This is a genomic window from Kribbella sp. NPDC050281 (genome assembly GCF_040655855.1).
In the GTDB taxonomy this organism is placed as follows: domain Bacteria; phylum Actinomycetota; class Actinomycetes; order Propionibacteriales; family Kribbellaceae; genus Kribbella.
Window position 1 is genome coordinate 15,563 of sequence record NZ_JBFAKS010000006.1, and the last position, 25,560, is coordinate 41,122.

General features: G+C 68.4%; 29 protein-coding genes. 14 read left to right on the forward strand and 15 right to left on the reverse strand.

Features of this window, described 5'->3' with window-relative positions; translation table 11 throughout:
- The first annotated feature begins 10 nt into the window (after nucleotides 1-10).
- The 3 genes from AB0I34_RS08365 to AB0I34_RS08375 all read left to right on the forward strand — a co-directional run bounded on the left by AB0I34_RS08365 (nucleotide 11) and on the right by AB0I34_RS08375 (nucleotide 2,891).
- Nucleotides 11-1,411 carry an MFS transporter gene (locus tag AB0I34_RS08365; RefSeq protein ID WP_360441525.1) on the forward strand — a complete coding sequence of 467 codons (1,401 nt, stop codon included), beginning with the start codon at nucleotides 11-13 and terminating at the stop codon, nucleotides 1,409-1,411.
- Nucleotides 1,412-1,447: 36 nt separating this feature from the next.
- Nucleotides 1,448-1,735, forward strand: a complete 288-nt coding sequence (locus AB0I34_RS08370) for a 4a-hydroxytetrahydrobiopterin dehydratase (RefSeq protein WP_360441528.1) — start codon at nucleotides 1,448-1,450, stop codon at nucleotides 1,733-1,735.
- A gap of 76 nt (nucleotides 1,736-1,811) precedes the next feature.
- Nucleotides 1,812-2,891, forward strand: a complete 1,080-nt coding sequence (locus AB0I34_RS08375) for a hypothetical protein (protein WP_360441531.1) — start codon at nucleotides 1,812-1,814, stop codon at nucleotides 2,889-2,891.
- Here AB0I34_RS08375 and AB0I34_RS08380 read toward each other — a convergent pair.
- The gene (locus AB0I34_RS08380) at nucleotides 2,864-3,229 is read right to left on the reverse strand and encodes a VOC family protein (RefSeq protein ID WP_360441534.1); all 366 of its coding nucleotides are present in this window, start codon (nucleotides 3,227-3,229) and stop codon (nucleotides 2,864-2,866) included. The genes AB0I34_RS08375 and AB0I34_RS08380 overlap by 28 nt on opposite strands.
- Before the next feature lie 34 nt (nucleotides 3,230-3,263).
- Nucleotides 3,264-4,097, reverse strand: coding sequence for an AraC family transcriptional regulator (locus tag AB0I34_RS08385; protein WP_360441537.1), 834 nt, complete (start codon nucleotides 4,095-4,097; stop codon nucleotides 3,264-3,266).
- A 50-nt stretch (nucleotides 4,098-4,147) separates the two neighbouring features.
- Between AB0I34_RS08385 and AB0I34_RS08390 the strand changes: the two genes are divergently transcribed.
- On the forward strand, nucleotides 4,148-4,972 hold the full coding sequence (locus AB0I34_RS08390) for an acyltransferase domain-containing protein (protein ID WP_360441540.1): 825 nt from the start codon (nucleotides 4,148-4,150) through the stop codon (nucleotides 4,970-4,972).
- A gap of 6 nt (nucleotides 4,973-4,978) precedes the next feature.
- Here the strand turns inward: AB0I34_RS08390 and AB0I34_RS08395 are convergent, their stop codons facing one another.
- From AB0I34_RS08395 to AB0I34_RS08415, 5 genes are all read right to left on the reverse strand, one after another.
- Nucleotides 4,979-5,197, reverse strand: a complete 219-nt coding sequence (locus AB0I34_RS08395) for a hypothetical protein (RefSeq protein WP_360441543.1) — start codon at nucleotides 5,195-5,197, stop codon at nucleotides 4,979-4,981.
- A 21-nt stretch (nucleotides 5,198-5,218) separates the two neighbouring features.
- Nucleotides 5,219-6,133 (reverse strand): hypothetical protein, encoded by a 915-nt coding sequence (locus AB0I34_RS08400; RefSeq protein WP_360441546.1) that lies wholly within the window; start codon nucleotides 6,131-6,133, stop codon nucleotides 5,219-5,221.
- Between the two features lie 75 nt (nucleotides 6,134-6,208).
- The gene (locus tag AB0I34_RS08405) at nucleotides 6,209-6,838 is read right to left on the reverse strand and encodes a DedA family protein (RefSeq protein WP_360441549.1); all 630 of its coding nucleotides are present in this window, start codon (nucleotides 6,836-6,838) and stop codon (nucleotides 6,209-6,211) included.
- Between the two features lie 98 nt (nucleotides 6,839-6,936).
- On the reverse strand, nucleotides 6,937-8,124 hold the full coding sequence (locus tag AB0I34_RS08410) for a cytochrome P450 (RefSeq protein ID WP_360441552.1): 1,188 nt from the start codon (nucleotides 8,122-8,124) through the stop codon (nucleotides 6,937-6,939).
- Between the two features lie 4 nt (nucleotides 8,125-8,128).
- Nucleotides 8,129-10,828 carry an AAA family ATPase gene (locus tag AB0I34_RS08415; RefSeq protein ID WP_360441555.1) on the reverse strand — a complete coding sequence of 900 codons (2,700 nt, stop codon included), beginning with the start codon at nucleotides 10,826-10,828 and terminating at the stop codon, nucleotides 8,129-8,131.
- Between the two features lie 91 nt (nucleotides 10,829-10,919).
- Between AB0I34_RS08415 and AB0I34_RS08420 the strand changes: the two genes are divergently transcribed.
- From AB0I34_RS08420 to AB0I34_RS08430, 3 genes are read left to right on the forward strand one after another with little or no spacing between them, the layout of a single operon-like run.
- Complete coding sequence (locus AB0I34_RS08420; protein WP_360441558.1) at nucleotides 10,920-11,984, forward strand: class I SAM-dependent methyltransferase; 1,065 nt, start codon at nucleotides 10,920-10,922, stop codon at nucleotides 11,982-11,984.
- Nucleotides 11,985-12,029: 45 nt separating this feature from the next.
- Complete coding sequence (locus AB0I34_RS08425; protein WP_360441561.1) at nucleotides 12,030-12,347, forward strand: metalloregulator ArsR/SmtB family transcription factor; 318 nt, start codon at nucleotides 12,030-12,032, stop codon at nucleotides 12,345-12,347.
- Nucleotides 12,337-12,768, forward strand: a complete 432-nt coding sequence (locus AB0I34_RS08430; RefSeq protein WP_360441564.1) for an SRPBCC domain-containing protein — start codon at nucleotides 12,337-12,339, stop codon at nucleotides 12,766-12,768. The genes AB0I34_RS08425 and AB0I34_RS08430 overlap by 11 nt, the downstream gene beginning before the upstream one ends.
- 58 nt (nucleotides 12,769-12,826) lie before the next feature.
- On the opposite strand, the gene AB0I34_RS08435 is transcribed toward AB0I34_RS08430, so the two are convergent.
- Together AB0I34_RS08435 and AB0I34_RS08440 are read right to left on the reverse strand one after the other, a co-directional pair.
- A complete protein-coding gene (locus AB0I34_RS08435) occupies nucleotides 12,827-13,003 on the reverse strand; it encodes a DUF5302 domain-containing protein (protein ID WP_360441567.1) in 177 nt (58 codons plus the stop codon).
- A gap of 113 nt (nucleotides 13,004-13,116) precedes the next feature.
- Nucleotides 13,117-13,302, reverse strand: coding sequence for a hypothetical protein (locus AB0I34_RS08440; RefSeq protein WP_360441570.1), 186 nt, complete (start codon nucleotides 13,300-13,302; stop codon nucleotides 13,117-13,119).
- Nucleotides 13,303-13,402: 100 nt separating this feature from the next.
- Here AB0I34_RS08440 and AB0I34_RS08445 point away from each other — a divergent pair, with 100 nt between their 5' ends.
- On the forward strand, nucleotides 13,403-14,053 hold the full coding sequence (locus AB0I34_RS08445; protein WP_360441573.1) for a LysE family translocator: 651 nt from the start codon (nucleotides 13,403-13,405) through the stop codon (nucleotides 14,051-14,053).
- 48 nt (nucleotides 14,054-14,101) lie between these two features.
- The gene (locus AB0I34_RS08450; protein WP_360442205.1) at nucleotides 14,102-14,989 is read left to right on the forward strand and encodes an aminoglycoside phosphotransferase family protein; all 888 of its coding nucleotides are present in this window, start codon (nucleotides 14,102-14,104) and stop codon (nucleotides 14,987-14,989) included.
- On the opposite strand, the gene AB0I34_RS08455 is transcribed toward AB0I34_RS08450, so the two are convergent.
- From AB0I34_RS08455 to AB0I34_RS08465, 3 genes are all read right to left on the reverse strand, one after another.
- On the reverse strand, nucleotides 14,976-15,701 hold the full coding sequence (locus tag AB0I34_RS08455) for a class I SAM-dependent methyltransferase (RefSeq protein ID WP_360441576.1): 726 nt from the start codon (nucleotides 15,699-15,701) through the stop codon (nucleotides 14,976-14,978). The genes AB0I34_RS08450 and AB0I34_RS08455 overlap by 14 nt on opposite strands.
- Before the next feature lie 270 nt (nucleotides 15,702-15,971).
- Nucleotides 15,972-17,048, reverse strand: a complete 1,077-nt coding sequence (ychF, locus tag AB0I34_RS08460) for a redox-regulated ATPase YchF (protein WP_360441579.1) — start codon at nucleotides 17,046-17,048, stop codon at nucleotides 15,972-15,974.
- Between the two features lie 40 nt (nucleotides 17,049-17,088).
- Nucleotides 17,089-17,619 (reverse strand): GNAT family N-acetyltransferase, encoded by a 531-nt coding sequence (locus AB0I34_RS08465; RefSeq protein WP_360441582.1) that lies wholly within the window; start codon nucleotides 17,617-17,619, stop codon nucleotides 17,089-17,091.
- Between the two features lie 73 nt (nucleotides 17,620-17,692).
- Here AB0I34_RS08465 and AB0I34_RS08470 point away from each other — a divergent pair, with 73 nt between their 5' ends.
- Together AB0I34_RS08470 and AB0I34_RS08475 are read left to right on the forward strand one after the other, a co-directional pair.
- On the forward strand, nucleotides 17,693-18,607 hold the full coding sequence (locus tag AB0I34_RS08470; RefSeq protein WP_360441585.1) for a DUF817 domain-containing protein: 915 nt from the start codon (nucleotides 17,693-17,695) through the stop codon (nucleotides 18,605-18,607).
- Between the two features lie 72 nt (nucleotides 18,608-18,679).
- Nucleotides 18,680-19,447, forward strand: coding sequence for a polysaccharide deacetylase family protein (locus AB0I34_RS08475; protein WP_360441588.1), 768 nt, complete (start codon nucleotides 18,680-18,682; stop codon nucleotides 19,445-19,447).
- Here AB0I34_RS08475 and AB0I34_RS08480 read toward each other — a convergent pair.
- A complete protein-coding gene (locus AB0I34_RS08480) occupies nucleotides 19,420-19,629 on the reverse strand; it encodes a hypothetical protein (protein ID WP_360441591.1) in 210 nt (69 codons plus the stop codon). The two genes, AB0I34_RS08475 and AB0I34_RS08480, sit on opposite strands and share 28 nt — an antisense overlap.
- Nucleotides 19,626-19,838: a hypothetical protein gene (locus AB0I34_RS08485; RefSeq protein WP_360441594.1), complete on the reverse strand. Its 213-nt coding sequence runs from the start codon at nucleotides 19,836-19,838 to the stop codon at nucleotides 19,626-19,628. The genes AB0I34_RS08480 and AB0I34_RS08485 overlap by 4 nt, the downstream gene beginning before the upstream one ends.
- Nucleotides 19,839-20,002: 164 nt before the next feature.
- On the opposite strand from AB0I34_RS08485, the gene AB0I34_RS08490 reads away from it, so the two are divergent.
- Both AB0I34_RS08490 and AB0I34_RS08495 read left to right on the forward strand, forming a co-directional pair.
- On the forward strand, nucleotides 20,003-21,181 hold the full coding sequence (locus AB0I34_RS08490) for a helix-turn-helix transcriptional regulator (protein ID WP_360441597.1): 1,179 nt from the start codon (nucleotides 20,003-20,005) through the stop codon (nucleotides 21,179-21,181).
- Nucleotides 21,182-21,274: 93 nt separating this feature from the next.
- A complete protein-coding gene (locus AB0I34_RS08495) occupies nucleotides 21,275-22,444 on the forward strand; it encodes a DNA recombination protein RmuC (protein WP_360441600.1) in 1,170 nt (389 codons plus the stop codon).
- 100 nt (nucleotides 22,445-22,544) lie between these two features.
- Here the strand turns inward: AB0I34_RS08495 and AB0I34_RS08500 are convergent, their stop codons facing one another.
- Nucleotides 22,545-24,080 carry an MFS transporter gene (locus AB0I34_RS08500; RefSeq protein ID WP_360441603.1) on the reverse strand — a complete coding sequence of 512 codons (1,536 nt, stop codon included), beginning with the start codon at nucleotides 24,078-24,080 and terminating at the stop codon, nucleotides 22,545-22,547.
- Between the two features lie 276 nt (nucleotides 24,081-24,356).
- Between AB0I34_RS08500 and AB0I34_RS08505 the strand changes: the two genes are divergently transcribed.
- The gene (locus AB0I34_RS08505) at nucleotides 24,357-25,547 is read left to right on the forward strand and encodes a glycoside hydrolase family 64 protein (RefSeq protein ID WP_360441606.1); all 1,191 of its coding nucleotides are present in this window, start codon (nucleotides 24,357-24,359) and stop codon (nucleotides 25,545-25,547) included.
- Nucleotides 25,548-25,560 lie beyond the last annotated feature (13 nt).

Sequence of the window (25,560 nt, forward strand, 5' to 3'; positions counted from 1 at the left end):
CATTGCGGTCATGACTGCGACCGCCTCCACCGGCAGCGACCCCATGACCCGTGAGCGCCTCTTCAGCGGCCGCCACCTGCCGCTCGTGCTGGGCGTGGTCGGACTCGTCACCCTCGGCGCGTTCGAGAACCGCGCGGTCGGTACGGCGTTGCCCACGATGGTCCGGGAGTTCGACGCCCTCGGCAGCTTCGGGCTGGCGAACGCAGCCCCGAATGCGAGCTATCTGATCTCGCTCGCGCTCGCCGGGCTGTGGTCAGATCGGCGCGGCCCGATCCCGACACTGCGGGCGGGCGCGGTCGCTTTCGCGGTCGCGCAGTTGCTCGTCGGCACCGCGACGGGGATGCCGATGGTCGTCGCCGGCCGGCTCCTCAGTGGCCTGGCCGAGGGACTGCTGGACGTCTCGCTGATGGTGCTGGTCGCCCGCGCGCTGCCCGCCGTACTGCGGCCGCGGATGTTCTCGTTGTTCGCGGCGATGTGGATCCTGCCGTCGGTGCTCGGTCCGGTGCTGACCGGTCTGGTGACCGAGCAGTTCGGATGGCGATGGGTCTTCCTGGGTGCCGTCGTACTGCTGGTGCCGAGCTGGATGCTGCTGGGTCCGGCCATGCGCCTGTCGCTCAAGACCCCGGCGCCGGAGCGCAGTGCGGAGGACGTGGCTGAACTCGAAGCCTGGCGAGCCGCACTTCCGTGGGCACTCGCCGCATCCGTCGCGCTGTTCTCGATGACTCTGGCCGGTGACCACTTGGAGGCGCATCCGGTGATCTGCGGCGTCGCGATCCTGGTCGCGTTGGCGGTGCTCGGGCTGGCCGCCGTACGGGTGATGCCGAAGGGGACGTTCGTCGCACGGCGCGGCTTCCCGGCGGTGGTAGCGGTCCGCGCTCTCGGCGGGGCGGGGTTCACCGTAGTGAGCGCGTACCTGCCGCTGCTGCTCACGCTGCTCCACGACTTCAGCCCGTCGAAGGCCGGCGTGACGCTGTCGATCACCGGGGTGAGCTGGGCGTTCGGGTCGTGGCTGCAGGGTCGGGAGCATGGCATCCAGCGGGTGAACGTACTGCGGGCCGGCCTCGCGTTCATGACGGTCGGGCTGGGGATCACGTCCCTGCTGGCCTGGACCGACGCGACAACCTGGATCGGCCTCATCGGCTGGACGGCGGCCGGGATCGGGATGGGCCTGAGTACGTCGAGCCTGTCGGTGCTCACGCTGGACCTGTCGGATCAGAACAACTCGGGTCGCAACAGCAGCGCCGCCCAGATGGCGAGCACGATGAGCATCGCGGCCGGCCTGGCCGTCAGCGGCACCCTGCTCGCTCTGAACTCCTCCGATCCGCAACCCTGGGTCTTCGGCGCGATCATCACCGCCGGCGCGGTCCTCGCCCTCCTCGCCTTCGGCACCGCCACCCGCGTCCGTACCTAGTACGGCGGAGCGTGCCGAGAGGACTAGAGTGACGGCATGGCTGAGCTGCTGACCGATGACCAGATCGACCTTGCGATCCGCGACCACCTGCCGCAGTGGAAGGTCGTGGACGGCGAACTGGTCCGCAGCGTGACGAAGGAAGCGTTCCTGGACGGCATCCGGCTGGTCGCGACGGTCGCGCAGCTGGCCGAGTCGATGAACCACCACCCGGACATCGACATCCGCTACACCACGGTCACCTTCCGGGTCAGCAGCCACGAGGCCGGCGGCATCACCGAGGACGACCTGGTGCTGGCCCGGCACATCGACACCGCGGCGGGCTGACCGCTTTACGTCATGGCGGTTCTCGGTCAGCGGGAACCCTGGCTCAGCACCGCAGCAGGCACCTACACATGAGGGCATGACCTCACGCCGCCTCGCCCTCGGAACCGCCGCCCTCCTCCTGACCTCCCTCGGATCGGCCCTGCCCGCCGACGCCTCCTTCACCACGCCGGGGTGGTCCTGGAACCGCCCACACTGCGACACCGTGTACGGCGACGGGTCGGTGACGATCACCGAGTCCGACGGCGAGGTGCTCGCGCCGACGACGGGCAAACTGCGCCCGGTCACGTACGCGAAGGTCGCCGCGCTGCAGGAACCGAACACCCTGATCACCATCGGCCAGCACCTCATCCAGCGGTCCAGCGACGCTGGTTGCAGCTGGCAACTACTCGACAAGACGCCCGACGATCTCAGTACGTACGACGTCCAGCCGGGATCGGGCGACACGGCGTACATCTACAGCGTGAACGACCAGCCGATCCATCGGGTGAAAGGCGGCACGGTCACCACGGTCCAGGGACCGGTGAACGGCGACGGACTGGCCGCGTTGTCCTCCGAACCCGGCCGACTGCGCGTCGTCGCGGGCGACGGCCAGCTCTACGACTCGTACGACGACGGCGTCACCTGGGCGCGGACCGGCGTACTGCCGGCGCGGAATCTCTTCGCGTACGACGCGGTGATCGATCCGCGGAACCCTGACCACGTCGTCGTCGGCGTGATGTCGGACGGCGTCTACGTCACGTTCGACGGCGGCCGCGGCTGGACCCGGTCGCGGCCGGTGGAGCGGGTGAACGCGTTCAGCCTGGCGATGTCGCCGGCCGACCCGTCGAAGGTCTGGGTCGAGGGGTACGACCGGGACCGCGCAACGCGGTTCATCTGGGAGTCGTCGGACGGTGGGCTGAAGTTCCGCGAGGTGCTGGACCAGAGTCGGGCCACGCTGATCAACGGCAACCGGATGTGGGGCAGCCCGGCCGACCCGGATCTGCTCTACTTCAGCTACGGCACGTCGTTCGCCGGCTTCGGCGCCGACCTGTACCGCTTCCGCCCGTCCACCGGCGAGCTGTCCAAACAGCACAACCGCAACGACGGCATCCCGTCGGTGGCCTTCAACCCGTCCGACCCGAACATCCTCTATCTGGGGCTGGCGGAAGAACGCTGACGCAGTCCGACCAGGACTCCCTCGGTGTCGCGGAGGTAGCAGAGCCGGCCGACCCCGGGCAGTTCCTGGATCTCGCCTTCCGGGCTGCCGCCCGCACCGCGGGCGGCGTCCAGCGTCGCCTCGAGGTCGTCGACCTCGATCCACGCGATCGTGGGCTGCTGCTGGTAGCGGCTGCTCATGATCGCGCCGTCGATCCCCTCCCCCGCGCCGGTCTGCGCGAGCAGATAGCCCTCGGGCACCGGCGCCGGCGTCACCTGCCAGCCGAACACCTTGGTGTAGAACTCGGCGGCCCGGTCGTGGTCGGTGGCGACGAGTTCGACGTGGACGATGCGTCCCATGGTGGATCCTTTCCGGTCGGTTCGGATCCGATCCTCACCCGCCGGGCCGGGCGCCGTCTTGGACGGATCTTCCATGCATCAGCGCGGCGATCCCGTTCTGCACCGCGCGGAACGCGCTCGCGCTGACGCCCGTGTACCGCTTGAAGTCGCGAGCCGCGTGCGCCTGGTCGTAATACCCGTGCAGCGCCGAGAGCGTCGCGGCCGCGTCTCCCCCGATCAATCCGCCGGCGAAGTGGTAGTACCGGATGATCTCGGCGTACTGCTTCGGCCCGATCCCGAGGCTGCGCGTGAACACCCGATAAAGCGTGCTGTACGACGTACCAGTGGCAGCGGCGACGTCGGCGACTGTCGTCCGGCCATGAGCCTCGTCGATCACGCCGACCGCCTGCTCAACCAGTGGCAGCGAAGGCACCTCGGTCAACCGGGGCCTCAGAAAAGCAGCCAGCCGGTCCGCGCGGGACGGGCCGAACGGCTCTCCCCGCAGCTCCTCGACCAATGCAGCCGTCGTACTGTCGCCGACCCAGTCGGAGACCTGCAGTACGCCGTCCACGAGCCGGTCGTCACGGCCGAGCGCAGCCATCCCCCACGGCTTGAACTCCACCCCGGCATAGCTCGACATACCGGTCTGGCCGATCACCTGCGGGCGGGTCATGATCCCGAACAACGATGCGGTGTTGGGCCACTCGGTGAGCGTGAGCGGGTCGTGCCGGGTGCCTGGTTCGGCGAGGGCGATCGCGAGGCCGGGACGGCCGTTCGGGATCAGGATGTCCCGCCGCAGCGAGGCCGGCGGCGGTGACTCGACCAGCCAGACATGCTCGACCAGATCGCGCAGGTCGTCCGGCGGTGCGAACCGCTGATAGGTGACCACGGGTTAGATCGTAAGTCTCTGGCTCCATCGGAATCGGATACGGTTGCCGAGTGACGACAGTCGACGAGTACCGCCTGCTCGGATTCAGCGACGAGGACCGCGAGGCCACCGAAGCGTTCGTTCCGGACCGCGAGGCGGTCGACACATTGGCCCGGCAACTGCGCACCGCGATCGGCAAGTTCGAGGACGAGCCGGAGCTGCAGATGCCCGAGGATCCGCGGAACTCGGTCCAGGCGTTGCTGCAGACCGTGCCCGACATCCGGCGCTTCCACTCCGAGCTGGGGATCAGCGACGAGATCAGCTGGGCGACCCTCTCGGATCTCGGTCAACAGCTCAAGGTCCATCGGCGGACCTTCGGCAGCTACGGCATGGAGACGCACTGGTGGCTGCGGATCCACTGGGCCGGGCAGATCTACGCGCTCGGGCGGCTGCAGTTCCAGCTGTACCAGGTCCCGGCGGACAACCCGGTCCCGGGCACCGAGCCCGGTGAGTGGGTGCTCAACGTGCACATCCCGGAGTGGGGTCCGCTGACACCGGAGGCGGTCGACGACAGCTTCGCGCAGGCGCGTGAGTTCTTCCCGCGGTACTTCCCGCAGTACCCGGTGAAGACGGCGATCCTGTGGTCGTGGCTGATCGATCCGTACCTGCTGGACAACCTGGCGCCGGACTCGAACATGGTCCGGTTCGGCCGCCGGTTCACGCCGTACGGCAAACCGACCGAGGCCCAGGACAGCGCGATCTTCTTCACCTTCCGCCACCACGGCACCGACACCCTGGACGAGCTACCGCAGGACACCTCGCTGCAGCGGCTGGTGGTCAGCCGGATCAAGGCCGGTGGCACCTGGCAGAGCGCCTTCGGCTATCTGCGTCTCTGAGCCGCCTCAGGAGGCCTTCGGTACGCCGTACCTGGTCAGCCAGCCGACCAGTTCGCGGTTGCTGACGCAGCGGACGTCGGGCTGCTTGCAGGTCTCCTGGACGAAGGTGGTCAGCGCATCGGAGTAGACGCTGTTGTTCCACCGGTTGAAGTGGTTGCCGAGGAACAGCGGCGGGTTGCCGTTCGCACGTGACTCCGCCAGCGCCTGCCGGTAGGTGGCGAGCACCTGTGTCCTGTAGGCGGGCGCCTAGGCGATGGGCGCCTTCTTCGCACCGGTCTGGCTGTACCAGAGGTTGTAGTCCATCGTCAGCGTCTTCTTGCTGGTCCCGGCCAGCGTGACCGACTCCAGCGGGAAGTCCCAGACGCCGTCCACCTTCTTCGGCCAGGCGATGTACCCGGGCGCGGAGGCGTCGTACAGCATGCCGCGCTGTGCCATCGCGAGCCGGTACGCCGGCCGGTTGCCCTCGAGACACGGTGTCCGCATCCCCTTGACTGTCGCCGGGTCGAACGGCGGTACGACGGGCCTACCGGCGGCCAGCGACGGTCCGGTCCGCACCATCCGGTCGAACGCGCTCAGCTCGGCGGTCCACTGGGCCGTCGTCCAGCGACCGACCCCGGTCGCGCCGCAGAAGTGACCGTTCCCGTGCGTCCCGATCTCGTGCCCCTCGGCGATCGCCTGCCGCAGTACCGTCGTCCGGCCGAGCACAGCGGCCGTATCACCCCAGCCGACGTCGGAAGCGCCGGGCTTGCGGTACGGCGGCTTGTAGTCGGTGCGACGTGATCCCGGGTAGAGGTACGGGCCGGACAGGAAGAACGTCATCCGGGCGTTGACTTGCTTGGCCACCGCCCGCCAGTGCGACCAGAGCGCGAGATCGCCGGCGCCGTCGAACGACACCACGACGAACAGCGGCGGCTTGCCGTCACGGAGCCGGGCCGGGAACAACCTGGTCACCGGGGCCGCGTCCGCGAGATTGCGCCCGGTCGTCTTCGTGGGCTTCGGCTGGGGCTTCGGGGTGGCCGACGGTGTCTTCGTCGGCGCACTGGGGCTCTGGGTGGGGTCGCTCGGCGACGGCGCGCCCTCGAGTGGGACATCCGCACATCCGGCGAGCAACGCCGCCACGACCGCTGCGGCGCCGAGGAGGTTCGCCCCAGGCCTCACCACCCCCCTACTGACGCACGTGGGGGCGGGATGGTTGGCCCGGGACACGCGCTGGCGCGGAAACCCGAGGGCGGATCGTTAGCCGGCTGTGACCTTGGCAGCGCGGCGCCTGACCGCGATCCGGCGCGAAGTCTCGATCACCAGGCCGATCACGAACGCCAGGCTGAGGCTGAACGCGAGCGCCTTCAGCGAGTCGTGCGCGAACGCGTCGCCACCGAGGTAGCCGAGGAGAGCGACGTACGTGTAGGCGACCGTCACGCCGGCGATGGTGAAGAAGATGAACTTGCGGAACGAGTACCGGGTCGCGCCCGCGGTGAGGGTCGCGACCATCCGCGCTCCGGGGATGTAGCGCACCGTCATCAGGATCAGTCCGCCGCGCGAGTGCAGCGCGGCCGAGACTTTCTCGTACAGCGCCTGTCTGCGGGCCTGGCGCTTCATCCAGCGGTGCAGCATCGGCCCGGATCCGCGGCCCATGAAGTAGCAGGCGGACTCGCCGATGACCGATCCGAGCATCGCCAGCACGATCACGAGCAGCAGGTTCTGATGCCCTGCCGCGGCGGCCATACCGGCCGTCACCACGAGGCCCTCGCTGGGAACCACCGGGAAAACCGCGTCGACCGCGGCGGCCACGAACAAGATCAGCAGAAGCCAATGTGAGGCCATTGCAACGCCGAGCAGGTGCCGCACGACCTCCATCAACTCTGTCACCCGGGTAAGGATGCCATCTCCGGCCAAACCCACCACATTCCCAAGCGTGTGATTCAGGCGTGGTTCATCCGATGTTCAGCGTCGGCGCCCGGGTGTGGTCAGAGCAGTACGGGCAGTTCGCGAATGCCGTTCATCAGCAGGCTGGCGGCGCGGTCCGGATCCTGTTGCGGTGCGGCCAGGCGCAGGTCCGGGAAGCGGTCGAACAGCATTCCCAGCGCGATCCTGCCCTCCAGCCGCGCCAGCGGTGCACCGAGGCAGTGGTGGATGCCGTGCCCGAACGCGAGATGGGCATTCTCCGGCCGGGTGATGTCCAACTCGTGCGGCCGGTCCGTCTTCCGGCCGTCGCGGTTCGCGGGCAGCAGGGCGAACACGATCACCTCGCCCGCCTCGATCCGTGATCCGGAGACCTCGATCGGCGCCTGCGCGACGTACGGGATCGCGGCCTGGAGCGGGCCGTCGTACCGGAGGATCTCCTCGACGGCGGCCGGCAGACGCTCGGGCTCCGCCTTCAGCAGGGCGAGCTGGTCCGGGTGCCGCAGCAGCGCGTGCACACCGTTGGTGATCAGGTTCACCGTCGTCTCGTGGCCGGCTGCCAGGAGCAGGAAGATCATCGAGGTGAGCTCGTCCTCGGTGAGCCGATCGCTGCCGTCGCGGGCCTCGATCAGCGCCGACAGCAGGTCATCGGCCGGGGCCTCGCGCTTCTCCTCGATCAGGTCGCGGATGAAGCCGACCATGGCTCCGGCCGCCTCGATGTACTCGTCCGGTGTGTGCACTGTCGCGTTCACCGCGACCGACGACCAGCGGCGGAACTCCTCGCGATCGCGCATCGGGATGCCGATCAGCTCGCAGATCACGGTGATCGGCAGCGGGTAGCTGTACGCGTCGACCAGGTCCACTCCGTCACCGGCCGCGGCCATCTCGTCGAGCAGGCCGGCCGCGATCTCGCGGATCCGCGGCTCCAGGCCCTCGATCCGCCGGCGGGTGAACGCCGCGGTGACGAGCTTGCGCAACCGGGTGTGGTCCGGCGGGTTGACGACCAGCATGTGCTGCTCGGTCGCGTTCACCAGTTCGGCGGTGATCTGGTCGCGGTGCGGACCGTCCATCGGCGATCGCACCACGTCCGGATGCGCGAGCAGCGCCCGGGTCTCGGCGTACCCGGTCACCAGCCAGACGGGAACGCCGGTGAAGAGGGTCAGATGCGTCAACGGGCCCTTGGCCGCCAGTTCGGCGAACCCTTGGTGGCGGGCGATTCCACTGCTCACGATGAACGGCTGCGTCACACGCATCAGCCTACGTTCGGGACGGACCGGACTTCAGCTGCTCCGCGAGCTCGGTCCGGGAATGGATGCCGAGCTTCGCGTAGACCTTGCGGAGGTGGTACTCGACGGTCTTGGGGCTGAGGAACAGCCTGGCCGCCGCCTCCCTGATGCTCTGCCCGTCGGCCAGTAGCAACGCGATCTGCCGCTCCTGCGGCGTCAACTCGTCCGCAGTGCTCGGCACTCTGCGTCGCGCGGTCTCCCCGGTCGCCTTCAGCTCCGTCGCGGCCTGGTCAGCCCACCCCGCTGCACCCAGTGCGTCGAACGCCTCCACAGCGAGCCTGAGCTGCGCCCGCGCATCCACTCGCCGTCTCGCACGCCGCAGCCATGCGCCGTACGCCAGCCGCGTCCGAGCCGCTTCGAACACATCGAGGGTCTCCGCGTGCCAAGCGAGCGCTTGCCTGAAGTCCTGCTCGTTGTCTCCGACCACACCGCGCGCCCTGGCCGCCCGCGCCAGCGACCACGGCTGTCCCTTCGCCTCGGCCAGAACGGTGTGCTCCTGCGCCACGCGCTCCGCATCCTCGGTCCGGCCCAGCCGTCGATAGACCTCCGCCAGCTCCGGTGCCGGAGACAGGTCAGGGTCCTTGAGGCCGTTGGCAGCCAGTACGTCGACCAGCCGCTCGTACTGCGGCAGCGCCAGAGCCGGAGCGCCACGGCCCAACTCCAGGTCGCCGAGCGCGAACAGCGACCACAGCGTGCCGAGATGGATCTCCCGCTCCGCACAGATCCGCAGGCACTCGGTGGCGAGGTCCTGGCCCTCGGCACGACCTTGGTGCGACGACAGCCAGGCCAGTCCGGCCAGGTTCATCGCCAGCTCCGTCATCTGGCCGGTCTCACGGGACAGCCGGATCCCCTCGTCGTACGCCGCCATCGCGTCGGTCCAACGGTCGGTCGTCGCATCGTCACGGGCCAGCACGAACAGCAGACCGGGTAGCGTGCCGAGAGCGACCTGCTCCCGCCGTTCCAGCATGGCCTGCTGCAGCAGGCCACGACCGGTGCCACTCTCCCGGAGGAACAGGGCGGCCAGGACCATCCACACCTGCCGGCGTCGGTCCCGATCCAGCTCGACCGAAGGCGCCATCGCGACCGCAGCCCGGATCTGGCTCGTTCCTCCTTGCCCAGCGAGGACCTTGGCGACACCACTGGCGAGCATGCCCATGATGCGTGGACCGGGCCGCTCGACGCTGGGGAGCAAGCGGTCGATGTGGTGCGCCAACTCCAGGCCTGCCGCCGCGTCGCACATCCGGAGGCAGGCACCGACCGCGTCGGCGAGCAGTCCGGTCGCCACAGCCGGGTCCTCGCACTCGGCGGCCGCGGCGGCGAGGATGTCGCGGGCCCGGCTCGGGGATCCACACTTGACCGCGATGTCGCCGCGGACCTCCTGCGCCCCTATCCGGACCTGCAACGGTGGTTGGAGTGCCAACGCGTCGTCGAGCAAGGAGTCTGCCCGGTCTGCCTGTCCGGCCGACCAGGCCGCCTCTCCCGCCGCGACGAGCCTGACTGCCCGGTCGTGCAGTCCCTCGGACAGGCGTGCTGCGCGCTCGTAGGCCGTCGCCGCGACGGCATGCGCACCACGAACGGCGGCATGCTCAGCCGCGGCATCCAACCCGGCTGCTACCTCGTCGTCGGTGCCCAGCACAGCTTCGGACAGGTGCCAGGCCCGTTTGTCCGCGTCTGCCGTGACTCGGGCGACCGCCCGGTGCGCAGTACGACGCTCTGCCGGCCCGGCACTGGCATAGATCGCCGAACGCACCAGTGGATGCCGGAACTGGACCTCGCCGTCGCGGATGGCGACCAGCGCAGCCGTCTCGGCCTCCTGCAACGTTGCGACGTCCACACCGAGCTCCTGGCACGCATTCGCGACCGCACCGAGTTCACTGTCGTCCAGGGCGGCCACCAGCAGCGCAGTACGTGCGTCTGAGCTCAGCCGGTTTGCCCTTGTGATAAAGGCTTCTGCGATCAGCTCCGGCACCGGGAGAGGCGCACCCGGCGGCATGCGGTGGAGGTGGTCCTGGTCGGCGGCGAGCTCGAGCAGTGCCAGCGGGTTGCCCGCCACCGTGCTGTGCAGTTGCTCGACCAGCTCGCTCGGTAGGCCGCGCAAGATCGCCTGCGCGGCCTCGAGCGGAACGCCGGCAAGGTGGAGCACCGGAAGATCCGCCTCGGCGAGTGGATGCTGCTCCTGCGCGCGGGCGGCGATCAGCAGCACGATCGGATCGGCGACCAACCGCCGCGCCGCGAACAGCAGTGCCTCCGCGGACGGCCGGTCCAGCAGATGCGCGTCGTCGACGATCAGTGCCAGCGGCGCCTCTTCGGCGTACCGGCAGATCAGGCTGAGTGTTGCCGCTCCGACGGCGAATCGATCAGCTGTGGTGGCCGGCCCAAGTGCCAGCGCGGAGGTCAGCGCCGAACGCTGGGGGCCGGGAATGCGATCGAGGCCGGCGAGTGCTGGCCGGAGCAGTTGGAGGAGGGCGCCGAACGGGAGTTCGCGTTCGGCCTCGGTACCGCGGGCCCGCAGGATCCGCAGTCCCCGGGCCGTCGCGGCGGCTTCGTCCAGGAGGGTTGTCTTGCCGATGCCGGGTTCGCCGGTGACGAGCAGCACTCCGGCGGTGCCGACCCGCGCCCCCGCGACCAGTTGCTCGATCACCCGGCGCTCCGCCTCCCGCCCGATGAGCATGTTTGGCAGTGTGCACCAGGTGCCCCACCTGATGCGATGGCCGGGACGCGCTACCTAGGTTCGCCGTACAACCTAAAGGGGGCGCAAGCAAATGACTGTTGCAATCGACGGCGACAAGCTGATGGGGTTCGTCTTCCGTGCGGTGGACGAGGTGGGGGCGACGCTGAACGCGGCGCTGGTCGTGATGGGCGACCGGCTCGGCTACTACCAGGCACTCGCCGACCACGGTCCGACGACGCCGAGCGAGCTGGCCGAGCGAACCAGCACCAGCGAGCGGTACGCGCGGGAGTGGCTCAACGCGCAGGCAGCCGGCGACTTCGTCGAGTACGACCCGGACAGCGGCCGGTACACACTGCCGCCAGAGCAGGCCGTGGCGATGACGGACCCGGAGAGTCCGGCGTACCTGCCGGGCTTCTTCCAGATCGCGCTGGGCACGGTGCAGCACACCACGGAGATGATCGAGGCGGCCCGTAGCGGCGCCGGTATCGGCTGGCACGAGCGGACCTCGGACGTCCATGTCGGCTGCGAGCGGTTCTTCCGGCCGTCGTACAACGCGAACCTGCTGACCAGTTGGCTACCGGCGCTGGACGGCGTGGTGGCGAAGCTGGAGAGCGGGGCGACGGTGGCCGACATCGGCTGCGGGCACGGCGCGTCCACGATCCTGATGGCGAACGCGTTCCCGCAATCGACGTTCGCCGGTTCGGACTACCACCAGGAGTCGATCGAGACCGCCCGGCTGCGCGCGGCCGAGGCCGGCCTCGGCGAGCGGGTGTCCTTCGAGGTGGCTCCCGCCGCCGGATTCAGCGGGTCCGGCTACGACCTCGTCACGACCTTCGACGCGTTGCACGACATGGGCGACCCGGTCGGTGCGGCCCGTCACGTGCGCGAGGCGCTGGCACCCGACGGCACCTGGATGTTGGTGGAGCCAATGGCCGGTGACAAGGTCGAAGACAACCTGAACCCGGTGGGACGTGCGTACTACGGCTTCTCCACGCTGCTCTGTACTCCGGCATCCCTCTCGCAACCGGTCGGACTGGCCCTCGGCACCCAGGCCGGGCCGGCCCGGATCCAGGACGTCACCACCGCGGCCGGGTTCACCAGGTTCCGCACGGTCGCGCAGACCCCGTTCAACCTGGTCTTCGAGGTTCGCCCCTGACCGCTCACCCTTGACAAACAGTTCACCAGTTGGTGAAGTATCTGCGTGCTGACGACGACCTTCGGTGCGCTCGCGGACCCGACTCGGCTGGCGATCGTGAGCCGGCTGAGCCGGGGCGACGCGACCATGGGGGAGCTCGCTGAGCCGCACCGGATCACCTTGCCCGCGATGACCAAGCACGTCGGAGTGCTGGTCGACGCGGGCCTGGTGACCCGGCGCAAGGTCGGCCGGACCGTGGTGTGCACGATCCGGCCGGAGGCGTTCGCGGAAGTCGAGCAGTGGCTCGGCGATCTGACGGCGTACTGGCACAGCACGGTCGACCGACTGGAAGAACTGCTGCGAGGAGGCGGGGATGGGACCTGACATCCGGATCGACAGGGTGCTACCGGCAACAATCGGGAAGGTGTACGACGCCTGGACCCGGGCGGAACTGCTGACGCAGTGGTACTGCCCCAACCCTGACCTGGAGTTGAAAGTGCAGGCCGACGTACGGGTCGGGGGTGACTACGTGGTCGAGATGGGACCGCATGTCGTCCGGGGCACGTACCTTGAGGTCGAGCCGCCGCACCGGCTGGCGTTCAGCTGGAAGTGGGACGGCACCGAGGACGAGCCGACCCGGGTGGAGGTCGAGTTGACCGAGGTCGCCGACGGCACCCGGATGCTGCTCATCCACAGCGGGTTCGCTACCGACGAGGACGCGGCGAACCACCGGATGGGCTGGGAGCCCGAGCTGGGCCGGCTGGCCGGGTTGCTCACCGCTCGACCGGCCGCCACCGGCCGGTAAAAGGTCGAGCCCCGGGCGGCAACCCGGGGCTCAGGCGGATGGATGGACAGTTGGCGTATCAGCTGCCGGACTTGCGCCGGAATTGGCGCCTCTGCTTGTCGTTGTGGGCCTCGCCGACGCCCTCACGCCGCGTCCCAGACCCCGGGTGCGCGTTGTTGTGGGCGTTCTTCTTCTCGAGCGCCTCCCGGAACTTCTTCTGCAGATCGTCCGCCGGCTCGCTGGACTTGTCGCTCATACCGTCTCCTTCACAAACCGTCAGGCGTACACACCCCACGCTAACCAACTGTGACGACACCCGCGAGGGGATTACCGTCACAGCCTTCCGCCGGGTCTGTCGCACGCGTCACGTCACCCTTCGCTCACCGCGGACGGGCAGCCAGGCTGGCCGCAGCCCTCGGACTCGGGGACCTCACCGTTGAGGTCGTGTTCGTAGGCGTAGTGGAAGCAGTCCCAGTGCATCCGCTCGAACACCTCGTAGTCGTCGCGACTGGACTCCACCTGCTCACCGCAGCGCATGCACGTCTGGTCGCCCACCCGCGCAAGGTACCCCGCGGTCTCACTCTGAGGAAAACCCCCGCGGACCGTCGTCGCTCGCTGTTACCTTCGTGAATGAAGACGATGAAAGGGGACGCAGGTGCTGGTCAGTAGTGAGGCGATGCTCGGGATCGCGTTGGTCGAGCTGGGCCTGGTCATCACGCCAGGGCCGAACATGATCTACCTGATCTCGCGATCGATCGCTCAGAGCCGCCGCGCCGGGCTGATCTCGCTGGCCGGGGTGGGCGTCGGCTTCGGGGTGTATTTGCTGGCGGCAAGCGTCGGCCTGGCCACCCTGTTCGCCCTGGTCCCGGAGATCTACGTGACCCTGAAGCTCGCGGGCGCGGCGTACCTGCTCTGGCTCGCCTGGAACGCGTTCCGCCCCGGTGGCAACTCCGTCTTCGCGACGCAGGAGTTGGAGCCCGACCGGCCGCGGAAGCTGTTCGGCATGGGTCTGCTCACCTGCCTGCTGAACCCGAAGATCGCGATCCTCTACATCTCCGTGCTGCCGCAGTTCCTCGACCCCGCGCGCGGCCATGTCGGCACCCAGAGCATGATCCTCGGCCTGATCCAGACTGCGGTCGGCGTCGGGGTGAACGCGATCTTCGTCATCACTGCCAGTTCGGTCGCCGTCTTCCTCACCCGCCGCCCCACCTGGATGCGCATCCACCGCTACCTCACCGGTACCGCCCTCGCCGCCTTCGCCATCCGCCTGGCGACCGACAAAGCCCGCCCTTTAGCCACGCACTAAATGGAGTGCGGTCCGGCGACGGCTTTCCGGATACTGCTGAGCGTGGCGATGCATGAGGGACAGCTCCACCTGACGACCGAGTTGGTGGATCGGCTGGTGCGATCGCAGTACCCGTCGTGGAGTGGGTTGCCGATTCGCCCGGTTCCTTCGCACGGCACGGTCAATGCGTTGTTCCGGATCGGCGATGGGCTGGTCGCACGCTTCCCGATCCAGCCAGGCGACCCGGCGGCGACGCGCAAGGACCTCGACGACGAGGCCGACGCCGCCCGTCGCCTGCACGCCATCTCGCCGTACCCGACGCCGGAACCGGTCGCGATCGGCGAACCCGGCGAGGGCTACCCGCTGCCGTGGGCGATCTACACCTGGCTCAACGGCACGATCGCGTACGACGCCGACGTCGCCGGCTCGGCCCCGTTCGCCGAGGATCTGGCGCGGTTCGTGCTCGCGCTGCGCGCCGTCCCGACCGAGGGGCGTGAGTTCACCGGCACGTGGCGCGGCGGCGTACTGCGCAGTCAGGACGAGTACGTCGCCGATGGGCTGCAGCGCTCTCGCGGGATGATCGACGTGGATGCGCTCGGCCGGCTGTGGGCCGATCTCCGCACCGCGGCCTGCACCGAACCCGACGTCTGGGCCCACCGCGACCTGATGCCGGGCAACCTGCTGGCCACCGACGGACGTCTGACCGGGGTGATCGACGTCGGCACCTTCACCGTCGCCGATCCCGCCATCGACCTGCAGCCCGCCTGGAACCTGCTGGATGCGCCGGCCCGGGCCGCGTTCCGGACTGCCCTCGGCAGTGATGACGACGAGTGGCGTCGCGGCATGGGCTGGTCGTTCGCCCAGGCCATCGGGTGTCTCTGGTACTACGTCGAGACCAACCCGGTCATGTCCCGCACCGCCCACCACACACTCACGGCGCTGCTCACTGCTTCGTAGTCACGAACACGAACTCCTTGCCCGGCCGATCCGGCGCCTCCCGGACCTCGTCGACGCTGAACCCGGCGGCCGTCAGCGACGTCTCGATCGCGTCCCGCTCCCGGAACCACAAGGTCGAATCCGACGTGAGCACCGCACCGTCGGACTCGAACACATAGGTGCCCCGGAACGAAACGTACGGCAGCTCGACCGCGAGGAGATCGGACCAGCTCTCCACCGTGTCCACGCCCTCGACCGTCACCACCTGGTGCGTGTGCTCCCGGGTCCACTCCTCCCACGCCCGCCGCGCCGGATCCCGCGTCTCGAACACGAACCGCCCACCGGGCCGCAGAGCTTGGCGTACGCCGCCCAGCGTCGCCGCCCACTCCTCATCGGTCAGAAACACCTGCGCCACGTTCCCCGTCATCACCGCGAGGTCAACCTCCAGCGGCGGCAACGTCGTCGCGTCCCCATGGATCCACCGCACCCGCTCGGCATATTTCTTGCCCTTAGCAACTTCCAGCGAGGCCTCGGCCGGGTCGACCCCGACCACCTCGACCCCCTGCCCCGCCAGCAAGCAGGTCAATTCCCCCGTCCCACAGCCCACATCCAGCACCCGCCGTACCCCGAACTCGCCCACCATCGCGGCGTAATGCCCGAGATCCTCCCGCCCCGCATCCAGCGCGTCATACACAGCCACCAACCGAGGCACCCCGAACAAGGCATCAACCATCCCGCGACGCTAACCCGCCCCGCGCCTCGCCCGCGACCACATTTCCGCAGTCAGTCCTGCGCAGTCGCAATCATGAAGCTGTACCCCGCGAGCCTCACCACGAACGACCGCGTCCCCCACGCCCGCTCCTCAATCGGCCCCGGCTACTCAGACGTTGAAGCGGAATTCCACGACGTCGCCGTCCGCTCCCGGAACCCCCGGTTCAACTCAGACGCTGAAGCGGAACTCGACCACGTCGCCGTCCCACCCCACTCGCCCCGCAGGGGCCGTTTACACGTTGAAGCGGAACTCGACTACGTCGCCGTCTTGCATGGTGTAGTCCTTGCCTTCCATGCGCACCTTGCCGGCGGCTCGGGCCGCGGTCATGGTGCCGGCTTCCATCAGGTCGTCGTACGAGACGATCTCGGCCTTGATGAAGCCGCGCTGGAAGTCGGTGTGGATGACGCCGGCGGCCTCGGGGGCGGTGGCGCCGCGCTTGATGGTCCAGGCGCGGGCTTCCTTCGGACCGGCGGTGAGGTACGTCTGCAGGCCGAGGGTGTCGAACCCGACCCGGGCCAGCACATCCAGACCCGGTTCGTCGATGCCCATCTCCGCGAGCATCTCCCGCGCCTCGTCCTCGTCGCCGAGCTCGACCAGCTCCGCCTCGAACTTCGCGTCCAGGAAGATGGCCTCCGCCGGCGCGACCAGGTCACGCATCTGCTGCTTCAGCGCCTCGTCGGCCAGCTCGTCGGCGTCGCAGTTGAAGACGAACAGGTACGGCTTGGCCGTCATCAGCATCAGTTCGCGGATCGCGTCGCGATCCACGTCGGACGCGATGATCGGCGTACCCGCCTCAAGGTGCTTCTGGGCGGCCCGGACCGCCTCGAGCACGATCGCGCTCTCCTTCTTCAGCCGGGCTTCCTTCTCCAGCCGCGGGATCGCCTTCTCGACGGTCTGCAGGTCGGCCAGGATCAGCTCGGTCTGGATGGTGGAGATGTCGTCGGCCGGCGAGACCTTGCCGTCGACGTGGGTGACGTCGTCGTCGCGGAACACCCGGGTGACCTGGCAGATCGCGTCCGACTCGCGGATGTGGCTGAGGAACTTGTTGCCCAGCCCCTCACCCTCCGACGCGCCACGGACGATGCCGGCGATGTCGACGAACTGCACGGTGGCGGGGATCACCTTGGCGGAGTTGTACAGCTCGGCCAGCTTGCCGAGCCGCGCGTCCGGTACGCCGACCACGCCCACGTTCGGCTCGATGGTCGCGAACGGGTAGTTCGCGGCGAGCACGTTGTTCTTGGTCAGCGCGTTGAACAGGGTGGACTTGCCCGCATTGGGGAGCCCGACGATTCCGATGGTGAGTGCCACGGGCGTCAAGGGTACGCGGGGAACCCCGTCGTACCCCAATTCAGATCAGGAAGGCCTCGAGCTCAGCGGCGTACCAGCGGCTGGTGCGGCCGATCGAACGCATGCCCAGGCGGCGGCACACTGCCAGTGACGCCGTGTTGTCCGGGCGAACGACCGCGTGGATCTGATCGAGCCCCGCCTTGAAGCCGCGCGCGATCGCACCGCCTGCCGACTCCGTCGCGAGACCGCGCCCCCACGCGTCCGGATGGAAGTGCCAGCCGACCTCGACCTCCCCCTTGCCCGCGGTGCCGTCGGACGGATCGGGCAGTGGCACGAGTAGGACAGTCCCCGCAACCGTGCCGGTCGACCGCTCCTCCACCGCCCAGACGCCGTACAGCGGGTCCTGGTTGCGCTCGTTCCAGCGCTTGATCACCCGGGCGGCCGCGTCGCGGTCCGTCATCACCCGCGGCTCGGCGCCGAGCCAGCGCGACACCTCCCACCGCCGGTAGATGTCGAACACCCGCTCCTCATCCGTGTCCGCCCAGTCACGCACCACGAGCCGGTCTGTCTCGTAAGCCACCTTCGGATCCATCGCGGCACCTCCCCTGTCCTTCCGATTCATGTAGCCGTCCGAACCAGCCAGGGGCAAGCGGCGTCTCCACTCTGTGACCAGTTGGAGAGATCGCGGCGGCCATCGATCACGCTTCGTGTCCGGATGCCTGCAATTCCTGCGCTTCGGGTGGCTCGAGGTCGTCTCCTGCCTGTTCCCGATCTGTCTGTTCGCCGGCCTGGCCGTCTCGAAGTACGTCGACCTCCCGATCGACCGGTACGACGCCCTGCTCGCGTACTGCGTTGGTCTCACCCTCCTGTTCTGGGCGGTCGGGCTGGAGACGTGGCGCGAGGTCGCGGTGATCTTCGCGTTCCACCTGGTCGGGCTCGGTCTCGAACTGTTCAAGGTGCAGGTCGGGTCGTGGCAGTACCCGGGCGACGCGGTCACGAAGTTCGCCGGTGTGCCGCTGTTCGCAGGGTTCATGTACGCCGCCGTCGGCAGCTACATCTGTCAGGCCTGGCGCAGGTTCGACCTCCGGGTCAGCAGCTACCGCCCGTGGCCCACGACCGTCCTCGCCGTACTGATCTATGCGAACTTCTTCACCCACCACTGGATCGTCGATCTCCGCATCCCGATCGCGCTCGCCCTCCTCGTCGTCCTGCGTCGTACCTGGGTCTTCTTCACGGTCGGCTCACGTCGCTATCGCATGCCGCTGGCGCTGTCGTTCGGCCTGATCGGCTTCTTCCTCTGGATCGCGGAGAATTTCGGCACCTTCCTGGACGCGTGGAACTACCCCGACCAGGTCGACGTGTGGCGCCTCGTCCACCCAGCCAAGTTCGGTGCGTGGGCTCTGCTCGTCAGCATGAGCTTCGTCCTCGTCGCCAGCGTCAAGTCGCTCGAAGGCCGCCTCTACCACCGCGGTACCCCGGCCACCGTCTCGACGCCGGAGGCAACGAACGTCGAACCGGCCGATCTCACGGCCGCTGAGATCGCACCGCAACATGGGGATGCCAACCAGAGCAGACGGTAGGGCGTCTTCCCCGGTGTGAGGCTCCTTCGGGGGAGCAACTGGGGAAATCCGCCTGATCTGTGAGGGAGCATCATGTCCCGAAAGTTCGCCGCTTTCGTCGCGACCGGTGTGGCGTTGGCTGTCGTCGTCGGATCGTTGCTGGCCTTGGCGCTGGGACATTCGCGAGCGCCCAAGCCCGCTGTCGCGACCACACAGACCTCGGCCACACCGACCGTGACTCCGACACCGACACCGATCGTCAACGCCCCGCCGACCACGCGCCACACGCCCGCTCCAGACCCGACCGCAGCGATTGCTGCAGGCAACAAGAAGGTCGTGTTCCTGAGCTTCGACGACGGGCCGGACCCGCTCTGGACTCCGCGGATCCTGCAGATCCTGGCGAAGCACGGCGCCCACGCAACCTTCTTCGAGCTCGGCTCCATGCAGGCCGCGCACCCCGGCCTGCGCGAGCAGGTGCTTGCCGCAGGCAACACCATCGGCAGCCACTCGATCACTCATCCGCAACTCACCGCTCTCCCCGCCGCCAAGCGCCGGCACGAGATCTTCGACGGACCGAAGTCCACTTGCTACCGGCCGCCGTTCGGTGCATCGAACCCGAAGGTCCGCGCGGACATCAAAGCGGCCGGCATGATCCAGGTGCTGTGGGACGTCGACCCTCGCGACTGGGCCCGCCCAGGCACGAACACGATCGTCCACAACATCCTCAACCACGCCCACCGCCGCAACATCATCCTCCTCCACGACGGCGGCGGCGACCGCTCCCAAACAGCCGCCGCCCTCGACAAAGTCCTCCCAATCCTCAAGTCCCAGGGCTACACCTTCCCCGCCATGAACTGCTGACCTCCGCGTTGAGTGACCCGCTCAGCAACGAATCCACCGTTCCGAGCGAGACTGAGCCGCAGGTCCGGGTCGTGCATGGCGCGGCAGTAGGCGCAGACATGCCCGTCGTGCCTGCCTTCCGCCCGACAGATGTGCCCGCTCTTGCCGTCGAACCAGCCGAACGTGCAGAGGTCGCGCTTCATCGCGGCATCTCCGGGTCGTCGTGTCGTTCCCACGGCGGACCGAGCAGCGGCCAGCCCTTTGGGTCGCGGTCGATCGGTATGGCCAGCGGAGCGGGATGCAGGGCCAACTCGACTGCGCGCAGCTTCTCGAACGGCGGCCGGTCCGAGGCCAAGACCACCTGGATCTTCTGCCGTACCGCGCACGATTCGCAGTCGTCTGGGTGGTTCAACCACGTGCTCCCGTCCAGTTGGTACGGGCCGGTCGGCAAAGCGGGGATCTCACGGACTTACATGCCGACCGGCCCGGGCTCCGTCGCTCCAGACTGACCGGCCGGCGCTCGGAAGTCGCTCACTCCCGTGTATCCCTGGGCATGAGGAGACAGGGATACAGCCGGTGGGTGACACTTGGGGGGTGTTGTTCGGGAGCCGGCTGCGGGAGTATCGCGACCATCGTGGGTGGTCGCTGGGTGAGCTGGCTCGGGCGACGCACTACAGCCGGGGGTATCTGAGCAACGTCGAGAACGGGCGGAAGGCTCCGTCGGACGAACTCGCTGGTGCTTGTGATCGAGCCCTGCGGGCCAAGGGTGAGTTGATCGCAGCAGCCCGGCACGACGCCGCAGCCAAAGTGCGCGACACACCGTGGGAGACGGCCGAGCTCGTTCAGAAGATGCAGGCGTCGGACACGACAGCGGCGACGATCGAGACGCTGCACTCGACCATCGAAGAGTTGTGCTGCCAGTACAACCGACGGGACGCTGTGGAGCTTCGGCGAGAGGCGCACGAGTGGCTCCTGCACGTTGGCGCCCTGCTGCGCCGACCGGTTGGCCTGAAGGCTCACAGCGAGCTCCTGGTGGCGGGCGGCTGGCTCGCACTGTTGGCAGGCTGCGTGGAGTACGACCTCGGTATGGCGACCGCAGCAGAGTCGACGCGTGTCGCGGCACTCCAACTCGGGCTCGAGGCCGGACACCCGGAGATCGTCGGCTGGGGCCACGAGATGACCGCCTGGTTCGCGTTGACCCAAGGCCAGTTCGATCGGGCGGTTCAGGCATCACTCAAAGGCCAGGCCGCCGCGCCCAACTCCAGCGTCACTGTGCAGTTGATGGCACAGGAAGCGAAGGCCAAGGCTCGACTCGGAGAGTCCGGTTTGGAAACTCTGCTGGAGTCCGGCCGTGGTCTGCTGCACCAGCTGCCTTACCCCGACCGCCCGGACAACCACTTCAAGGTGGATCCGTCGAAGTGGGACTACTACTCGATGGACATCCACCGCATGGCGGGTGACAACGAGCGGGCGACGCAGTACGCCGAGACCGTGATCCTGGACAACACCGCACCAGATGGCGCGGAGCTGAGTCCGATGCGCATCGCCGAGTGCCGGATCACCCTCGGATTCGTTGCCGGGCGGGCGGGTGATCTCGAGGAAGCGGTCGGGCTCGGCTTGAACGGTCTGAAGGACGGCCGCCAGAGCAAGGTTCACCTGCGGATGGTCGCGGCAGAGCTCGACCAGGAGCTCCGCCAACTCTTCCCCGGCGAGGGCCTGGTGAGCGAATTCGAGGACGCTCTCCGAGGAGTGTGAGCCGCGGTACCGAGTCGGCACTCTTCCGGCACTTTTCGGTACTTCGGCGCGCGTTGGCGGAAAGTGTCGGTGGGGTTGGGCACTATCGGTGACATGACGGGTACGACGGTGTTGCTGGTGTTGCTGTTCCTGGCGGTGGGGTTGCTGCTGGGGGCCGTGTTCGGCGTGCTCTGGGTGCGGGGGCGGGATGGGGCTCAGCTTGCGCGGGTGACTGCTGAGCGGGATGCGGCGGAGGATCGGGTTGTCGAGCTGACGCAGGAGCGGACCACGGTCGGGCAGCAGATGGGGGGCCAGGCTGTGGTGAAGGAGGCTCTGGATCGCCTGCACGTGCAGCTGAATCAGCTCGAGCAAGGCCGGGCCGCGTGGCAGAGCCAGCTGCATCAGCAGGTCAACGAAGTGCGGATGAGTGGCGAGGCGTTGCGGCGCGAGACGGCCTCGTTGTCGACCGCGTTGCGCAAGCCGCAGGTCCGTGGGCGCTGGGGTGAGCTGCATCTGCGCCGGACCGTCGAGCTGGCCGGCATGGTGGCGCACTGCGACTTCACCGAGCAGACCACGACGGCCGGCGAGGACGGCGTACTGCGGCCCGACCTCGTCGTACGGCTTGCCGAAGGCAAGAATCTGGTCGTCGACTCGAAGGTGCCGCTGGCCGGGTTCCTGGAGGCGGCCGAGTCGGACGACGCCGAGTTCCGCGAGGAACGGTTGCGCGCACATGCCCGGCACCTGCGGACGCATGTCGACCAACTGGCGTCGAAGGCGTACTGGACACGGCTGTCGCCGTCACCGGAGTTCGTCATCCTCTTCGTGCCCGGCGAGTCGTTCCTGTCCGCGGCGCTCGACGTCGAGCCGTCCTTGCTGGAGTACGCCGCTGAGCGCCGGGTGATCCTGGCGACGCCGACCACGCTGATCGCGACGTTGCGGGCTGCGGCGTACGCCTGGAATCAGTCGGCTCTGACCGAGTCGGCGCAACAGGTCTTCGAACTCGGCCGCGAGCTGTACGAGCGCCTCAGCACGATGGGCGAGCACTTCGGACGGGTCGGGCGGTCCCTCACCTCCGCAGTCGAGGCCTACAACGGGACGGTCGGGTCGTTCGAACGCCGGGTCTTCATCACCGCCCGCAAACTCCGCGACCTCCACGTCACCGAGGCCGAGCTCACGGCGATGGAGTCCATCGAGGCCTCGGTCCGGCCGCTGACGGCCCCGGAGTTCCTCGCCCTGGAGGATCGCGACTCCACCCGCCGCTGGCCACCCACCCAAGCCGGCTGACCCACCGCGATCCAAGGCCGGACCGGCGGTGCGTGCAGTCACCGGGTTGCGGCTGCCTCTCCCCGATCCGGGGCCGGACCGGGCGGGCGTGGCCGCTGGGTCAGGGGTTTGCGGTCGCCGGGCAGGGCGACTGAGTTGAGCGGTTGGCGGGGGCCTGGGCGGGAGACGGGTGCGGGGTGGCTGCGGTGCGGGCGGGAGACAGCTGACGGGCGGTGGCAGGAGTGCGCGCGGCAGACGGGTGCGGGGTGGCTGCCGTGCGGGCGGGAGACGGGTGCCGGGTGGTGGCTGAGGTCCGGGTGCGGAGGCCGATCCAGATCAGCAGCGCGCTGACGAGAGTGAAGGCAACGTCCGCACTCAGTGCCAACCGGTGGCCACTCACCAGCGTCGCCTGAGTGGCGGCAATCGCGAACAACGCCGGCGTACCCATCGTGACCGCGACCTCGCCGGTCATCGAGCTCAGCCCGGTAGCCAGCCCCTGGTCCTCGTCGCTCACATCGGACGTCGCGGTCACCGTGAACGCGACGATCGCACCCACATGCCCGAAGAAGCCGATGAACAACGCCGGGATCAGAATCACCAGCGCGACCCAGGTCTGCGTCCCGAGGAACACGATCGGAAGCGTCGCCAACCCCTGGACGACCAGACCCACCGTCAAGACCTTCCGATAGCCGAGGCGTCCGATGACGCGACCGGCGACCACGCCCGCAGCCACCGAGGCGACGCCCGGGATGCCGAAGACCAAGCCGGTCTGGAACGGCGACAACCCCAGTACCTGCTGCACGTACAGCGTGGTCAGCACGATCATCGCCGGCTCCATCGCACCGATCACCAGCCCGGCATAGTTGCCCCAGGCCACCGAAGGCCGGGTCAGGATCCGGATCGGGACGAGCGGCGCGGCCGACCGCCGTTCGATCAGCCCGAACGCGATCAGCAGCAGTACGCCGACCAGTCCCGCCGGCAGGCTCCGCTCGATCACTGCATAGACGACGGCCAGCAGACCGCCGGTCACCGTCATCGCCCCAGGGACATCCAGCTTCAGCCGCTCCGGCGCCTTGCTCTCGTCGATCACGAACGGTGCGACCACCAGGACGATCACGACGGCCGGCACGTTGATGAAGAACGCCGCGCGCCAACCGAGCAGGCTGACCAGCGCACCCCCGACCAACGCGCCGACGGCGAAACCGGCCGAGAGCAGCGCGCCCCGCAGACCGAGGACCCGCGCCCTGACGGAAGCCTCCGAGAACGTCGTCGTGAGCAGAGCCATCGTCGCGGGCATCGCCATCGCGGTCGCCACCCCCTGCAGCGCTCGAGCCGTCAGCATGACCTCGGCCTGATTCGCCAGGCCGCCGAGAACGGACGCCGCCGCCAGCAGGGCCATCCCAGACAGGAACAGCCTGCGGCGACCGAAGAAGTCCGCCAGCCGACCGAACAGCAGCATGCACCCGGCCGCGGGCAGCGCGAACGCCGAGGTGATCCACGGCAGGCCCTCCGCGCCCAGGCCGACACCCGCGCCGGCCTGCGGCAGAGCCACATTGAGGATCGAGAAGTCGACCGACAGCATGAAGCCAGCCCCGAGCAGAACGAGCAGGATCACGCGTTGCCGGGCGCTGAACCGGTGCGGCGAGGTGGTGTCCATGAAGGAAGCTCCATTCAATAGCAACTGATCGGTTGCTACTTTATAGCAACCATCGAGTTGCATCAACCTGTCGGAAAGCCGACAGGAATGGGCTGTTGACAGCCGGGGGTGGGGATACGCAACGATGAGAGCGCTCTCACCTGGTCCTTCGGCGATCTACCGTCCCTCGCCGTCCGGACCTGAGCGCCGGTTCGGGCGCTGTTGCGGCCTGGTAGCGCGACAGCTCGGCCGGCCGGTGCCTCGCCTTCTCGAACGGGACTGACCTGAGGAGGATCTGTGCGCATCAGACACCGACTGCTGGCGCTCGCCGCGGCCGCGGCGACCGTGGCCGGCGTGCTGACGGCCGTCATCGACCAGCCCGCCCAAGCGGTTCCGGCCACCATCCCACTGAAGATCACCAACAACTCGGGCCGCGGTGACGCGGTCTACATCTACAACCTGGGCACGAACCTGGCCACCGGGCAGCAGGGCTGGGCCGATGCCTCCGGCAACTTCCATGCCTGGCCGGCCGGCGGCAACCCGCCGACGCCGGCACCGGACGCGTCGATCGTTGGCCCATCCAACGGCCAGTCGACGACCATCCAGATGCCGAAGTTCTCCGGCCGGGTGTACTTCTCCTACGGCCAGAAGCTGGTCTTCAAACTGACCACCGGCGGCCTGGTCCAGCCCGCCGTACAGAATCCGAGCGATCCGAACCGGAACATCCTGTTCAACTGGTCGGAGTACACGCTCAACGACTCGGGCCTGTGGATCAACAGCACGCAGGTCGACATGTTCTCGGCCCCGTACGCCGTCGCCGTACAACTCCCCGACGGCAGCACCAAGACCACCGGGCACCTGAAATCCGGCGGATACAACGGCTTCTACAACGCACTCCGCAGCCAGTCCGGTGGGTGGGGCAACCTGATCCAGACAGCCCCGGACGGATCGGTACTACGAGCGCTCTCACCCCTGTATGGCGTCGAGACCGGCGCACTCCCGGCGAACGCGATGGACGACTACGTGAACCGGGTCTGGGCGAAGTACACCAACGAGACCCTGACGGTCACACCGTTCGGCGACCAGCCGAACCTCAAGTACTTCGGTCGCGTGTCGGGCAACGTCATGAATTTCACCAACAGTTCGGGCGCGGTCGTCACGTCGTTCCAGAAACCCGACTCGGCCAGCATCTTCGGTTGCTTCAAGTTGCTCGACGCACCCAACGACCAGGTCCGCGGCCCGATCTCACGGACACTGTGCGCCGCCTACAACCGCTCGACCCTGCTGGTGAACCCGAACCAGCCGGACCCGAACAACAGCGGTTTCTACCAGGACTCCGTCACCAACCAGTACGCCCGGAACATCCACGCGCAGATGGTGGACGGGAAGGCGTACGGCTTCGCCTTCGACGACGTCGGCAACCACGAGGCGCTCGTCCACGACGGCGACCCGCGGCAGGCGAGCCTGATCCTCGACCCCTTCAACTGATCCGCCGAGGGCT

Bases quoted from the DNA above. Each gene is read 5' to 3' on its own strand.
- AB0I34_RS08365 (WP_360441525.1), top strand. From the start codon at position 11: ATGACTGCGACCGCCTCCACCGGCAGCGACCCCATGACCCGTGAGCGC.
- AB0I34_RS08370 (WP_360441528.1), top strand. From the start codon at position 1,448: ATGGCTGAGCTGCTGACCGATGACCAGATCGACCTTGCGATCCGCGAC.
- AB0I34_RS08375 (WP_360441531.1), top strand. From the start codon at position 1,812: ATGACCTCACGCCGCCTCGCCCTCGGAACCGCCGCCCTCCTCCTGACC.
- AB0I34_RS08380 (WP_360441534.1), bottom strand. From the start codon at position 3,229: ATGGGACGCATCGTCCACGTCGAACTCGTCGCCACCGACCACGACCGG.
- AB0I34_RS08410 (WP_360441552.1), bottom strand. From the start codon at position 8,124: ATGCGTGTGACGCAGCCGTTCATCGTGAGCAGTGGAATCGCCCGCCAC.
- AB0I34_RS08415 (WP_360441555.1), bottom strand. From the start codon at position 10,828: ATGCTCATCGGGCGGGAGGCGGAGCGCCGGGTGATCGAGCAACTGGTC.
- AB0I34_RS08420 (WP_360441558.1), top strand. From the start codon at position 10,920: ATGACTGTTGCAATCGACGGCGACAAGCTGATGGGGTTCGTCTTCCGT.
- AB0I34_RS08430 (WP_360441564.1), top strand. From the start codon at position 12,337: ATGGGACCTGACATCCGGATCGACAGGGTGCTACCGGCAACAATCGGG.
- AB0I34_RS08435 (WP_360441567.1), bottom strand. From the start codon at position 13,003: ATGAGCGACAAGTCCAGCGAGCCGGCGGACGATCTGCAGAAGAAGTTC.
- AB0I34_RS08450 (WP_360442205.1), top strand. From the start codon at position 14,102: ATGCATGAGGGACAGCTCCACCTGACGACCGAGTTGGTGGATCGGCTG.
- AB0I34_RS08455 (WP_360441576.1), bottom strand. From the start codon at position 15,701: ATGGTTGATGCCTTGTTCGGGGTGCCTCGGTTGGTGGCTGTGTATGAC.
- AB0I34_RS08465 (WP_360441582.1), bottom strand. From the start codon at position 17,619: ATGGATCCGAAGGTGGCTTACGAGACAGACCGGCTCGTGGTGCGTGAC.
- AB0I34_RS08475 (WP_360441588.1), top strand. From the start codon at position 18,680: ATGTCCCGAAAGTTCGCCGCTTTCGTCGCGACCGGTGTGGCGTTGGCT.
- AB0I34_RS08480 (WP_360441591.1), bottom strand. From the start codon at position 19,629: ATGAAGCGCGACCTCTGCACGTTCGGCTGGTTCGACGGCAAGAGCGGG.
- AB0I34_RS08495 (WP_360441600.1), top strand. From the start codon at position 21,275: ATGACGGGTACGACGGTGTTGCTGGTGTTGCTGTTCCTGGCGGTGGGG.
- AB0I34_RS08500 (WP_360441603.1), bottom strand. From the start codon at position 24,080: ATGGACACCACCTCGCCGCACCGGTTCAGCGCCCGGCAACGCGTGATC.